The organism is Pseudomonas sp. IT-P294, from assembly GCF_949767865.1.
Lineage (GTDB): Bacteria > Pseudomonadota > Gammaproteobacteria > Pseudomonadales > Pseudomonadaceae > Aquipseudomonas.
The window spans coordinates 350,583-364,337 of sequence record NZ_CATKQW010000022.1 but is presented as its reverse complement, the minus strand read 5'-3'; the positions used below and the strand labels follow the sequence as shown (position 1 = coordinate 364,337).

At 50.5% G+C, this 13,755-nt stretch carries 11 protein-coding genes and 1 pseudogene; 9 read left to right on the top strand and 3 right to left on the bottom strand.

Translation table 11 applies throughout. The annotated features are described in order from the left end of the window. The first annotated feature begins 178 nt into the window (after window positions 1-178). The 6 genes from ACM6I0_RS16780 (at window position 179) to ACM6I0_RS16755 (ending at window position 7,448) form a co-directional block, all read left to right on the top strand. Window positions 179-1,468 (top strand): hypothetical protein, encoded by a 1,290-nt coding sequence (locus tag ACM6I0_RS16780; RefSeq protein ID WP_414922848.1) that lies wholly within the window; start codon window positions 179-181, stop codon window positions 1,466-1,468. 196 nt (window positions 1,469-1,664) lie between these two features. Then, complete coding sequence (locus ACM6I0_RS16775) at window positions 1,665-3,443, top strand: ATP-dependent nuclease (protein WP_222588992.1); 1,779 nt, start codon at window positions 1,665-1,667, stop codon at window positions 3,441-3,443. Window positions 3,444-3,925: 482 nt separating this feature from the next. After that, entirely contained in the window at window positions 3,926-5,275 is a 1,350-nt protein-coding gene (locus ACM6I0_RS16770) for an SIR2 family protein (protein ID WP_414922847.1), read from the top strand. Window positions 5,276-5,421: 146 nt separating this feature from the next. Beyond that, window positions 5,422-6,318: a restriction endonuclease gene (locus ACM6I0_RS16765; protein ID WP_222588994.1), complete on the top strand. Its 897-nt coding sequence runs from the start codon at window positions 5,422-5,424 to the stop codon at window positions 6,316-6,318. Beyond that, complete coding sequence (locus ACM6I0_RS16760; RefSeq protein WP_414922846.1) at window positions 6,319-7,029, top strand: sensor histidine kinase; 711 nt, start codon at window positions 6,319-6,321, stop codon at window positions 7,027-7,029. Continuing rightward, window positions 7,026-7,448, top strand: a complete 423-nt coding sequence (locus ACM6I0_RS16755) for a response regulator (RefSeq protein ID WP_222588996.1) — start codon at window positions 7,026-7,028, stop codon at window positions 7,446-7,448. Before ACM6I0_RS16760 ends, ACM6I0_RS16755 begins: the two co-directional genes overlap by 4 nt. A gap of 337 nt (window positions 7,449-7,785) precedes the next feature. Here the strand turns inward: ACM6I0_RS16755 and ACM6I0_RS16750 are convergent, their stop codons facing one another. Beyond that, window positions 7,786-8,193 carry a hypothetical protein gene (locus ACM6I0_RS16750; RefSeq protein WP_222588997.1) on the bottom strand — a complete coding sequence of 136 codons (408 nt, stop codon included), beginning with the start codon at window positions 8,191-8,193 and terminating at the stop codon, window positions 7,786-7,788. A 975-nt stretch (window positions 8,194-9,168) separates the two neighbouring features. Between ACM6I0_RS16750 and ACM6I0_RS16745 the strand changes: the two genes are divergently transcribed. After that, window positions 9,169-9,447, top strand: coding sequence for a helix-turn-helix domain-containing protein (locus tag ACM6I0_RS16745; RefSeq protein WP_109635877.1), 279 nt, complete (start codon window positions 9,169-9,171; stop codon window positions 9,445-9,447). Window positions 9,448-9,559: 112 nt separating this feature from the next. On the opposite strand, the gene ACM6I0_RS16740 is transcribed toward ACM6I0_RS16745, so the two are convergent. After that, on the bottom strand, window positions 9,560-9,946 hold the full coding sequence (locus tag ACM6I0_RS16740) for an antitoxin Xre/MbcA/ParS toxin-binding domain-containing protein (protein ID WP_414922845.1): 387 nt from the start codon (window positions 9,944-9,946) through the stop codon (window positions 9,560-9,562). Between the two features lie 334 nt (window positions 9,947-10,280). Between ACM6I0_RS16740 and ACM6I0_RS16735 the strand changes: the two are divergent. Beyond that, a pseudogene (locus ACM6I0_RS16735) lies at window positions 10,281-10,871 on the top strand (ATP-binding protein); the annotation flags it as partial. A 6-nt stretch (window positions 10,872-10,877) separates the two neighbouring features. On the opposite strand, the gene ACM6I0_RS16730 reads toward ACM6I0_RS16735, so the two are convergent. Then, complete coding sequence (locus tag ACM6I0_RS16730) at window positions 10,878-12,092, bottom strand: aldose 1-epimerase family protein (protein ID WP_414922844.1); 1,215 nt, start codon at window positions 12,090-12,092, stop codon at window positions 10,878-10,880. A gap of 265 nt (window positions 12,093-12,357) precedes the next feature. Between ACM6I0_RS16730 and ACM6I0_RS16725 the strand changes: the two genes are divergently transcribed. Further along, window positions 12,358-13,746, top strand: a complete 1,389-nt coding sequence (locus ACM6I0_RS16725) for an SrfA family protein (protein WP_414922843.1) — start codon at window positions 12,358-12,360, stop codon at window positions 13,744-13,746. Window positions 13,747-13,755: the final 9 nt, after the last annotated feature.

The following is a 13,755-nucleotide window of genomic DNA, read 5'->3' as shown; positions in this document are numbered from 1 at the left end:
ACATGATGGATTATTCTAAAAAGGTGCTCCTGGCCCCCGGCGATACCGGAGCTTCATCATCGGGGGCGCTATGGGTGTTGGTATGCGTGCGGGGTTCAATCCCATAATCGTCATAAGCCTTGAGCTAGGCTGATGTGGTCACTACTGAATTTGCCAATCACCCTCAAGAAGCTCATGCATGGAAGACATTCCAAACTCCTTAGCCACCACTGCTGATTCGTTGGAGGACACCATTACTCGGGAGTCTCTTTACGAACAGGCTTGGTCTGCACCCATGACCAAAATAGCTGAGCGGTATGGCGTTTCCTCCAGTTACCTAGCACGCATTTTTACAAACCTTAATATACCCCGCCCTCCGGTGGGATATTGGGCCCAAGTGGCTGTAGGGAAGCGTAAAACGCCGCCGGCACTCCCTGAGGCCCAACCAGGCGCGCTCGTTGCCTGGAGCAGGAATGGAGCGCCTGAGCAAATCTCCCGATCTCTTCCAAAAGCCCCTATAAGGAGCCGCGGGAAGCTGGCTGATCGCCTTGAACTACTTCCTCGTCGGCATCCGCTATTGATAGACATCGAGGAGCATTTTAAGAAAGCCCACGAAACAGATGAAGGTTACCTTCGTCCATCGAAACGCTCCATGGCAGACCTGATAGTAAGCCGCTCTGGAGTAAGCCATGCCGTCGACTTTGCTAATCAGCTGTACTTGGCGTTCATGGGAAAAGGCTTCGCGGTTGCGCTGTCCGATCCAACCTCGCATATGGGTCGCGCTTCCGTAGACCATCGAGAGCAAGAGTCTAAGAGGTACGTGCACCCTGCCCTATGGCGACCCCAACGGCCTACGGTGGTTCACATAGGGACCGTCGTCTTTGGCCTGTCCATCTATGAGATCAGCGAATACGTTCACGTTAAGCGACCGGATAAAAAATACATCAGGGTGGCGGATCTGCCGGTGACTAAACGGCGTTCCGATTACCGAGATGGTTGGATGATGAGCGCGGATATGCCGACGGGCAGACTTTGCTTGCAGGTGTATTCACCGTACTACGGCGTGGACTGGATTCAACGCTGGACTGAGAACAAGCCTGGAGACTTGGTCAGCAAAATTCCAAGTGTAGTGAAGTCACTGAAAGCCGAAGCTCCCATTCTCGCCGGTAAGGTTGAGATCGAGCGAGTGCGGAGCGAACAGGAACGCCATCGGCATGAGTTGCAGATGGAAGAATGGAGAAGAAAGGAAGCCGAGAAGCGTCGGCTGAAGGCGATTCAGGACAGCCGAGATAGTCTTGAAGTGGTCATTCAGACCTGGGCGAAGGTGAACAGCATTCGTTCTTTCTTCGACGACATAGCACTCAGCGCCGACCGTCTTGGTCCGGAGCAGCGGCAAAGCGTCTTAGATCGGTTGGAAAAAGCGAAGGATCTGATCGGTGACTTGGACGCGCTCAAGCATTTTGAGGGCTGGGAACCTCCGGAACTCTAGGAGTTTCCATCACGGGTTGGTACGCCGGAGTGTCATGCCCTGGCGCGTGAATGATATTTCAAGATCCTTCCGTGTTCATCGACGACTTTTCGACTGGAAAATCCCTCTTCTATAAGGCAGCCGAGAGAAATGGGTTCTACGCTCCACCTCCTAAGCCCCGCCCCCCCAGAGTTAGGGCAAATCAGGAGAAAGTGAAATGCATGGACTGACCCAGATCCACATTCAGAATTTTCGGGCGTGTAAAAACGTTTCTTTATCCCTAGGCAGCTTCACCCCTCTGGTGGGACAAAATAACGTTGGCAAATCCACGGTACTAGACGCAATCCGTATAGTTCTGGCGCCGAAAGCGTTCGCAAAAAATGATGCTTCTGACCCGGCGTTGCCAATAGTCCTCAGCGCCTGTATTTCTGGAATAACTCCGGAATTGATCGCGTTAATTCCAGAGCCAAGACACCGCCTAGCTATTGAACCCTATTGCGTTAATGGAGAGCTATGGATCCGCACCACCGGCACTGGCACCTCCAAGCCAGTTCAGGAGGTTTGGCAACCTGATGAGAAGGATGCCAATGGCATTCCTACAACCTGGCGCGCATACCCGACAGGACTGCCGTCAGTTGTTTCTGCTCTGCTTCCTGAAGCTCTTCATATTCAAGCCATGGACGATGTGCCGGAGGATTTAGGAAAAGGAAAAGCTGGCAGCACTATTCGCGGGCTGCTCGATGAAATCATGACGCCAATCCTCACAGCACATGTCGAAGTCACACAAGCCTTGGAAGCAGTTCGACGCATATTGACGGTTGATGGCGATCAGAGATCTCCTGTATTGGCAGGCTTTGACAGTAGCGCTACCGCTGCCCTCGGAGAGTTCTTCCCGGGATTGCGCTTGGATTTAGATGTCCCCTCAATCGATGTAAAAGAATTCTTTAAATCGGGAGACCTACACGTTACCGACGAGGCGTCCGGTGACCGTCGACGATTTGATCAGGTGGGAAGTGGCGCACAACGAGCAATTCAGATGGCGCTCATCCGGTTGCTGGCGGATTTGCGCCAAGCCACCGCCCAGGGAATTTCTAGGCGGATGCTGCTGATTGATGAGCCGGAACTGTTCTTACACCCACAAGGAGTCCGCAAGCTTCGAGAAGCGCTTAAACAACTTTCGGTGGTGGGCTTTCAGGTTGTGTTCACTACCCACTCTCCCCTAATGCTCAGCAGGGATAACGCTCCAGATACAGTCATCGTTCGTAGGCATCCCGTTGATGGCTCTGTCGTCCGCGCGCAGTTACGCGAAGCTGTAGCTGCTGCAATGGAGGAGGCTCAGGCTCAATCGCGAACTCTTTTCGAGTTAGGCAACGTTGCTGACATCTACTTCGCAGAGAAGGTAATTCTTTGTGAAGGTAAAACCGATCAGCGTCTGCTGCCGTTAGTGTACGAAAGGCTTTATGGATCGAGGCCAGAACTTGATCGCATCTGCTTTGTGGCGCTTGGCAGTTGCTCCAGCATCCCTAAAGGCGTTTCGGTGCTCTCAGCTATGGGTATCACCTGTGGAGTGATAGCAGACTTGGATTTTGCTTTCACACACGCCAGGAGTGGTGCCGAGTCTTGGTTATCAAAAGACGGAGAGGATATGGCCAAAGCAAGAAACGTGTTGGCCAGAATTGGAGCAGAGCAAGGTGTGCCGCTGGGTGGGAACGGTCTGCCCGTTAATGCTGATGGATTGAGAGCGGCGGATACCTGGGCGCTTTTCGCACAGGACGCGGAGGGCCTCAAATTAGCGGAGGCAGTTCACCAAGAGCTTCTGGCCCGAACTACGTGGGTATGGCCTATCGGCTGTATCGAGGATGTATTCGGTATTCACGAAAAAGGCGAAGAAGCCATTCTTGAACAAGAGGATTTTCTACGTGGTGCTGATGGTGCATCAACTGAGGCGAGGGCGCCGTTGCTGAAGGCCTGCTTGGAATGGTTGAGAGCAATTTGATCGGCTAATGAGTAAATTTAAGGAGGCCACGTATCAGTGGCCTTACCAATAGAAGCATGCGGCACCCCTGCTCAAAACCGGACCTAGGCGGGCGCGGTGCCAGTCCTGAGAGCCTTGGGTAATTGCACAGATTTGCCCACCCGTTTGTATTCGACCTGACCAATCATTTGCATCAGATTTGACTAGAATGATTCGCGTACATGACGGGGCAGAAAACGACCCAATATAAACGGTGACCATAGTCAGAGATCGGCCACAAGCTGTCATCCGAATCATTGAGCTGGATGCGCCGGATCCTGCTTGCCAGGTCTCTGTAATCGTTATCAAAGAAATGAAATTCGTCAATCTTGGTCAATCCACTAGCCACCAGAGATGGCTAGTGGCTATTCTGAGATTGCTCATTGAGGGAGACTGAGATCCTTGACGAACCCGTCATGTGCCCGCCCCTCGCTCAGCAGGCATAAAAACACTAGGGAGCGCATATGAGCGATTATGATAAGTATAAAGACGATGTGACGGATGATATCAAAACATGTATTGAGGCGATGGGCTGCCAGCCTATACTTTTCGTGGGATCAGGCCTAACTAAAAGGTACCTTAACGGCCCGAATTGGGAGGAGTTACTGCACTCACTTAGTGAAATGTGTCCCGAGATCGATAAAAAATTTGCATATTATTTGCAGCGTTATCCTAATCTCGTCGACATCGGAACCGTCTTCTCAGAAAAATTCAATGACTGGGCTTGGAGTGGCGGCGAAGACGAGTTTCCCGGTGAATTATTTGGCTCAGGTAATGAGTCCGATATTTATTTCAAACATGCAGTATGTGAAATTTTTAAGAAATTATTGAGTGAAACAGTTGCCACGGACAACGATGAAATTGAACTCCTGAAAAAGATTCACCCTCATTCGATAATCACTACCAACTATGATTGTTTACTAGAGAGCATTTTTCCTGACTACGCCCCGATCATTGGGCAGCAAATTCTCTATGCGAATCATTCAAGCATAGGTGAAATATTCAAGATACATGGATGTGCTTCGGATTCTAGGAGCGTAGTCATCACACGAGAGGACTATGATAACTTTCTGAAAAAGAAAAAGTATCTAAGTGCCAAAATGCTTGCTTTTTTTGCGGAGCATCCTCTTATTTTTGTTGGCTACAGCGCCGAAGATCCAAACATTAGAGCTATACTGTCAGACATTGATGAGATTCTTTCCGAAAATGGCGCGTTAATTCCAAATATTTATCATTTGGAGTGGTCAAGTAAGGAAGTCACCGAATATCCTAGGCGTGAACGCCTGATATCGGTATCAGAGAATAAAAGCATACGTATTAAAAGTATCGTCGCCCATGACTATAGCTGGGTATACAAGGCTTTTGGTGCTAACCAAGCATTGGACAATGTCAACCCAAAGCTGCTGCGTGCGCTACTGGCAAGAACCTATGAACTAGTGCGTTCTGACATCCCTAAAAATCCCATTCAGGTTGATTACACTGTACTTGCAAACGTTTCTGAGTCAGAGGGGGCATTAGCTAAACTTTACGGAATAGCTGACGCCTCTGACGGCCTAGCTTTCAACGTCAATTTTCCACATACGCCATCCACTTTAGGAGTAAGCTTAGGTTTCAAAGGATGGCACGACGCGAATAAGCTGCTTGAAATTTTGAAGAATACTACTGGTGTAGATATAAAATCGTTCGACAATAAGTATCATTGCGCTGTAATGAACGGCAATGAAGTTCAGGCGCATAGATACTCTAACTTATTGCGACAGTTACTTGAGAAGATAAAAAACGGAGATGAATATACTATGGATTTGCCAGCATAACCTTTTATGCTTAACTAAATGTCTTGTCATAGGTCTTAAAGTGCTATCAATATCCTTGGAGCCTTAACAGCCTATCTGGAGTGGCTGAAATCACTGTCATTACTTCATTTGTCAAGAACTGCTAGACTTTTCAACAAGGAGGAAAATTGAATCTATTAAGCCTTTCCCCAGAACAATTTGAAAGTATGACATTTGATATTGTTAATGCTCTTGGGTTGAGGAATACAGTATGGAGAACTCCTGGGAGCGATGTCGGAAGAGACATTGAAGGAGATTATTTTATTTCGGATTTATCCGGTCAGTATCAACGCCAAAGGTGGTATGTTGAATGCAAGAGGTATACAGGTTCTGTTGACTGGCCTACAGTGTGGAATAAAATATCGTATGCAGAAGCGCAAAGCGCTGATATGCTTTTATTTGTAACAAGCTCTTCCCTCACGCCGCAAGCAGTGGATCAAGTTAGAGCTTGGAATGAATCAAGAAAAAAACCAATTATTAGATTCTGGGGAGCAGTTGAGGTTACTACGAAATTAAATCTTTATCCCCAGCTTGCGAGGAAGTACGGGCTGAGATCAGAAGCGGCATCTAAACTCGATCTATTTTACCCTTCCATATTGCTCCTTATTAAAATATCTAATACTCTTTCGCCGGACACCGGACCGATACCTGAAGTCAAACTATGGCTAGCTCATTCTGTCAGCGAACTGGTATCGACTAGGATGTCAGACATAAAAGTTTCAGATGAATTCTATTTTCGAACTCACAAGATTGAAGATCAATTCGAATGGATAGAATATTCAGGGTTGTGCGTTAAATATTTTGATCGGTTCTCTATTCGAGCGCTATTTGCGTACTTATTCTTTATTTTTAAGAAAGCTCCAGTTATCACGCAAGGCCAAGAACTTAACTTGGCAATTGAGTTGCCGAGAGCGTTAATTGAGTCGGAAGAAAATCACATCCAAGCGCTTTCAGGCCTGTCAAATTTTAGCGTTCAGTTGGGAACTGAAAGTATTAGGTTGTCAATAATTAAAAGGGCCGTATAAATGGATAACAAAGAAACTTTATTCCTTATTCAAAATATTACTCATCAAGCAATTAACCCAATGAGTGGTGTAATTGGAACACTCGACAATTTAATAAATGACGTAATCCCAGACAATAAAAAGGCTCAGCGATTAGCACGCGCTAGGGCGCAATTAGAGTATACGGTTTCGTTGATAAGAAACCTTTCATATTTTGCAGAGTACGCATCGGGAAATACTGAGTCAATTTCGAACTCCTCTATCAAAACTACCGTCATACCGCAGGCCATTATCGAGTCTGCGCAATTCTTTCAAGAGCAAGGGACGAGTAGTAAGGTAAAGGTAGAGCTAGAGGATAGAAACACTCAAAACTGCGTGAAGGGTGATCCGAATTTACTTAAGCAGGTTTTCATGAATCTCATCGATAATGGAGTTAAATACGGCAAGGCCGGCTCGACTTTGACAATAAAAAATTGGATACAGAAAAAAACTGATGACCTGATCATTACATTTGAAGGACAAAGCGAACCATTTTCTAACCAAGACGATATTTTTGCAATCGGGTATAGAGCAAAAAGTGCAAAAGAAAGAACATCTTCAGGGTCCGGCTTGGGTCTTCATATTTGTAAGCTAATCGTCGAGAATGCATTTCAGGGGACGATTGAGGGGAGTCATTCATCTTCTGGAGTTACGAAATTTGAAATCAGAATTCCAAATGGGTTTTTAAAATGAGCGCAAAAATTCTAATTCTTGATGATGAACCTATGTTTTTGGATTGGCTAGAGGACTATGTCGAGTCACTAGGTTTCAGCGTGGATTTTTCAACCTCGATAGATGAAGCAAATAAAAAGCTATTGGACGCCAGCGTAGATGACTATGCAGCACTGATTTTTGATCTCAATGTGCCGGCCTCTTCTGAGTTTGAAAGCGTATTGGAGCAGAGGGGCAAACTGTTTCAAGAGTTCAGAGGGCTTTTTGTAGCGCAGCAAGCTCGAACTAAAGGGATTAACGGCAACAAAATAATAGTTTACTCGGTTCACGACAAGCCAGAAGTCGAAGAGATGTGTCAAAGATTAAATGTTTCATATATACCTAAAGGCAGAGCGAGAGCATTAAAAGAAAAACTTTCGTCAATATTAACGAGAGCGTGAATAGACGTTGTCGAAATATTTTATTGTTCTGAGGTCGCAATTTAATGCAGCTTAGCCGGTCGCATGACAGATAGGACGCGAGAGGATTTACGGTTTGTAATCCAGTAAGCCGACCACTTTCAGACTACCTACACCTCCACGCCGGTCGCACGGAGTGAAAAATTTCGGACGAAAACACTCTTCTGCGACAGTCTTCTTATGGCCGATTTCTGCCTGACACTAACGCTGGTTTTGGGCCCACTCGTTTGTCACGACTGACGGAAATCGACCAAAGCAGTCGATCTGGTCCGTCGATGTACAGACACTACTCTCTAGTCGCCTGCCGCTGTTCGTCCACTTAATAGCGTTCGCTGACAATTCCAAAACCTAACCCTTCGAGCACCTCGTTCAGGGCCCCTACTATGCGTGATTCAGCCCGGAGTTCTCCGGTGGTATAAGACAGTGCTATTGCGATTTTTAAGTGCTCATCACTTAAACTCATCGGATCAAACGGCCATATCTGAAGCACTGAAATACTCGCGTCGTCGAAATGATATTTTTCGACTCGGCCAGCTGTCTTCTCTAATACTGCCCATGCTTTTAGAGATATACCGACCGTTTTTTGACGCTTATCTGCCAGCATTGTTATTTGATCTAGATAGCTGTCACCAACAAAACTTGGAGTTTCAATCACGGCTTCGCGGACATAGATATCCATGATTCGGGGCGATGAAACGAAGTTTCTAACAAGATCGAAATCGATCAAGCCAAGTTTTCTTTCGTAAGAAAGCTCAGAATATAAATAATCTAACAGGTAGGGGTGATCAGCCGACACATACGTCATAGATCTATGTGCTCATCGCATCTTGGGAAATGATAGTGCATTCGACGATTTTTTACGTTTCTACCGCATATCTCGCATACATGAACAGATATGGCTTCCGCCAAATTTATTGCACCATGAACAAAGTCGTCTCCTCCACGATAATATATCCGTAGCGTTCCATTTTTTTCTTTCACCTCCTCAATGATCACGGAGCCACATCCAGGTGAGATTTCACTTCGTACTGTAACCAGTGCAAAGGCATGCCGGAGGAGGTTAAACCAGCCGTCATTGCATTCGAACCCCCAAAACATTTTGCCATTGATCAGAGTTGCGCTAGGAAAGAGGGTAGGATTTTCTTTGCACAATTGTTCATCAAGGTCAGGACTCACTGACGCCTCCTTTGGTGGGCCAAACCACTGTTCCTTTTTCTGCGGCTAGTCGTGCGAACGCTGCGGGATACAGGTCACCATTTTTTAGTTGGTAGCAGTACCGCTCACTAGCATGAGAAGGCAAGCACATGATCTGTTGAATTGGCTGCATCCGCCACTCATCGGACCCGTTCATCCAGCTAGGTGAGACGAGTTGGATAGACGCCACGTATGTGTCTGCGGTATCAGATCGAATCAGCCCCAACAGGCAAAGCATGGAGGGGATCAAATACTGTTGTTGGCAGATCTCGTCTGTTTCTCCGTTCTGTACGCAGTTGAGCGTTACATAGAACCACCTGTCATTCGCTGACAGCATCACAAACGCCCAGCGAGAGGTGTCTCGCTGGATGAAGGGAGACGCTGGTATACGAGCCGCCTCGTAGGTTTCGAACATGTTTAATCAGCCATTAACGTGGGATGTGAACTATAGTTCATAGAAATACAGATCACAACCGGGCTTCATCGTCCCTTTTGACGGGACGACGTAATGGAGCTAAATCCAGCCTTCGCTGAAGCCTTGCGTGAGCTGCGCATACGCAAGGGAAAGACTCAGGACCAGTTTGCGTCGGTAATGAGTCGTGAGTACGTAAGCATGCTGGAGCATGGGAAAAAGTCCCCGACGCTTGAGAAGGTGGACGGGCTAGCTTCTGTGCTTGGAGTACATGCCGTCAGCCTTATGGTGAGCTGCTACATGAAAAAGGAGGGAATTGAGAGTTTGAGCGAGATGTTCGCCTTGGTGGAAAGGGATCTCACCAGTGCCCGATGAGCATTAACCTGTGAGTAGCAACCTATTCTGGATATTAATGCTCGCCGCCTCACGGAACCTCGTTCAATCTACGGTTCCTGACGCCGTTTATCATCGCCGTTAGGGCATTCGTTCATCCTACAACTCCATGCTCGATGCGACCGATATGGGCTTTAACCAGGTTGATGCCAACATGGGTAGTCAGAAGGGCTGCTGGCTGTATTTGATTCAAAGCCGTCGCGGGCGTACGGAGCCACATTATTGCGGAACTCACATCGCCCTCGAAAAGGCTAAGAGAGTCCCGAAAAACTTCAGCAATTCGATATAGGAGATCACTTTCAGTACGGCTCAGTTGTCCTGATTTGCTCCACCGACGACGCATGCTGAGTTTTATCGATAGCATTTCAGCCAATGCGCCTTCCCGAAGCCCTAGAAGGTTTGCCATTCGAAAGAAAAATACGGCTGATAGTCCGACGTGAATTGCCTTCCAGAGCCCTGGCCCGCTTTCGTAAAAAGCCATCTCTCTCCAAAACGTCTCGGCAGGTAGTACCTTAGGTTTGCGCGTTTCTTCAAGCTGCCTCATTGGTCATACGCTCGTATTGATGATCCTCTCTACCAATAGACGATAGCGGCACGGAGAAGCAATCTCCAAGCGTTCATCTCGGAGCTGTTCATCACTGATGTGGAGAGGCTCTCAGACGCTCTCTTACACATCCAGTGTCGCTGCTGGCCCATGAACGGCTCATGGAGGCACACCCTGTCCGAACGAATACTGATTGGGTATCAGTGCTGGAAGCGAACCTCAGAAGCATCTGAACGCCTGACAACTTGGCACACTGCACGTGTCATACAGCAAATTTCCGGAATTCGATCGCAAGGTACTGGAGGTTTTAAGGGAGCCGCTGGAGTCCGGGCACATCGTGATTTCCCGCGCCAAGGATCGCGTGAGGTTTCCGGCGCGCTTTCAACTGGTGGCCGCGATGAACCCGTGTCCCTGTGGATATCTTGGCGAACCCAGCGGCAAATGCAGTTGTACACCGGACATGGTCCAGCGTTATCGCAACAAATTATCGGGGCCGCTGCTGGATCGGATCGACCTGCACCTGACTGTCGCCCGAGAAGCCACGGCTTTGAATCCTGCGCTCAAACCCGGCGATGACACCGCCACCGCTGCGGTACTGGTCGCCGACGCCCGGGAGCTTCAAAACAAACGCCAAGGCTGTGCCAACGCCTTCCTTGATTTGCCCGGGCTGCGTCGACACTGCAAGTTATCCACAACCGACGAGGCGTGGCTGGAAACTGCTTGCGAGCGTTTGACCTTGTCACTCAGGTCAGCCCATCGACTGCTCAAGGTCGCACGCACGTTGGCGGATCTTGAACAGATCGATGGGATCACCCGCGAACATCTGGCGGAGGCATTGCAGTATCGGCCAAGCACAAACTGATGAAAGTCATTCCTTGGAGAGATCCACCAACGGCGCCTGTCTTACCTCAATCTCCCGCCCACCCTGAATCTCGCTCACCCGCTTCAGCGCCTTATCCACAGCCCCTTTATCCGCCAGCAAGCTATACCGGATCTGAAACTGCTTTTGCTCTTTAACCCCAATCATCGGTACCAGACCAAGCGGCCGCTGATACCGGCGGTTGTAGGAAAAACTCGTCCCGGGCTCCAATCCGGTGACATAACCCTGGCCTTGCGTGTCCGTGTTTTTCCACAGCGAAAACACTGGCAACTGCTGGGTATTAAACCCAACCGACACCCCAAGGCTCCCGGCCTTGTTATGCAGCACGGTCAGCGTATCGCCCTTGGCGTCGCCGTAAGGCACGACGTTGTAAACCGTCTCGTCGTAGTCCTTGGTCGGCGCACGGTAAGTCTGCCAATCCGGCAAATCCCCTTTGGCCTTGTCGTTGAATGGCGAAACCTGTTTCACCGGGGCCACAAACCGTGCGCCCTGTTCCAGGAACGGCGTGCTGAAGTTGCTGTGGTACAGCGCCTGGTATTCCTTCGGATAGTCGCCGTTGTTGGTCAGCGTGTCGTTGAGGGCAAACGCGACGCTGCCGGGTTCGGTGACCAGTTCGGTGGCGACGGAGAAGTCGACTTTCTTGAACGCCTGCTCTTTCAGCTCGCCACGCAGGCTGATGGCATAAGGCGGTTTTTCGTCGATGTGCAGGGTGACTTTGCTGGCGGGGATGTTGGCAGCGCGGCCGTGCAGGGTCAGGAGTTCGCCGTTGTCGATGCCGGGGTGGCCGACCCACTCGTAACCACAGCGGGCGACCAGTTCGTTGAAGCCTTCGAGCCAGCCCAGTCCGCCTCGGCCGTTGAGCTCGATGAAGGACGGATTGACCACGTCCTTGACCGGCGAATCCCAGCCCATGCGCACATCGCCGACAGATGCTTGCAGGACGTTCATCCCGCGAGTCGGTACCACCGAAAGTTTCAGCGCGCCGTTATCGATGTCGACGATGCTGACGCCCTCCTGCCGGCCACCGTGCAAAGTGCGCAGGGTCACGGAGAAGGGTTTGTCGGTTTTCACGCCGAGTTGCTGGCTGGTGATCTGCCAGTTCTGGGCGGCTTTGTCGCTGTCGAGCAGCACGTAATCCCAAGCCATGGCGTGGGAGGCAGCGGTCAGAGCACCGAGAGCGATGGCAAGTTTGAGCGGGGTCATGGGGAAGCCTTTCTTGGAGTTGTGCTTTTTTATAACGCTGATGAAACGATTCAGCAAGACTAAAAAGCCTACGCTCTAGCCTTCCCAAGCGAATTTAAATTGACCCCATGCAACCTCGGCACGCTTACGCTAGTCTCATACGGTTTTGGACCTCCAGTTGATTGACGGCGACATCACTATGACATTAAGGTCGCCTGCTAATTGCAGGAGCAAGCGCAGACAACTTTGTCTGTCATTTTTGCGCAACGAAACATATGGAGTTTGAATGCGCGGGGCACTATTACGCAGCGGTAAGAGCGGGTCATTCACAGCCCTGGGCGAGACAGGTCAACCGGTCTACCGGGCGGCCCTGCAATTGCGCGAAGCCATTCGCCGCAAGAACCCTGAAATGGTCGATCATCTGGCCATCCCTCAAAGCGATGAACTCGGCAACCAGATCGACTGGTACAGCGGCCTCGACGGCGATGTGATCCCGTGGAGCAGCGCGACCGAAGAAGAACGTGCTCCGGCCCGTCGCCAACTTGAATCGCTGAAAACCGCGCTCGAGGAATTGAGCCAGCGTTTTCTGGTCACTGACTCCGGCGAACAGCAGCAAGGCGACAAAGCCGTGTTCGGCAAACTGCTCAAGCGCGTGATTCATTTCCCCGATGAGAATTTCGTTTACCTGGTGCAAGGCAAGCCGGTGTTGACCTTTTGGGGTTTCGAGCATGCCGGCACTGGCAACCTCGATCCCCTGCACTGCCTCTATCAGGTTCCGCCCGCGTTTACGCTGCCCCCTGTGGTCGAAGCCGCGCCTATGGTTGCGCCCGTCGTGCCGGTGGTTGCTCGTCCGTGGTGGCGTCGCTGGTGGTGGCTGTTGCTGCTGCCGTTCCTGCTGCTGCTTTTGTGGCTGTTGCTCGGTTTGCGCGGTTGCGTGCCGATTCCGTTGGTCGCGGTAGACCTGCTGCCTGAGGGCATTGTGCCGGTGGAAAAACAGCGGGAAGAGCCGCAACTGACCGGCAATGCCACGACGTTGAACGGCGTTCCGGTGACGGGCACCGTTGTAGGCTCCACCACTGGAACCGGCACCGGTACCGCTGTGACCGAAACCCGTGACGTGGAAGCGCCGGCGGTCGATGGCAACGAGGCTGATGCAGCGCCTGCCGACCAGGCCAAAGACCCTGCCAAAGACGCAGCCAATGACCCGGCAGCCGAAACCCCAACGGCGCCACCCGAAAACAAAACTGCGCCGCCGGATATCACATCGCCCGAGGCCGAAAAATCCGCCGCCGCAAAACCCGGCCCTCCCCTGAGCATTCCGCCAGACGCCGCCGACGGTGCCGCCAAGTTCCTCGACGGTCAGTTCCGCGCCGGTGCCGGTATTCAGGATCGTCGAACCGGCAAACCCCTGCGTCTGGAATACCAGCTCAAGGACGGTAAGGGCGAAGTCACCGTACACCAGGCCGACGGCACGAAATGCACCGGGCCGGTGAGCGCTACTATGAAGGGTGGCAGCCTGGCCATCGACAGTCAGGGCCAAGCCGTGTGTGGCGATGGCAGCACTTACGACATGCCCAAGGTCAACTGCCGCAAAGGGGCGACCACCGTCGCAGACTGCACCGGCGGTTATGGCAAAGAACAATTCCCCATGTCCATGCGGCACGTGGCCGAATAAAGACGGAAT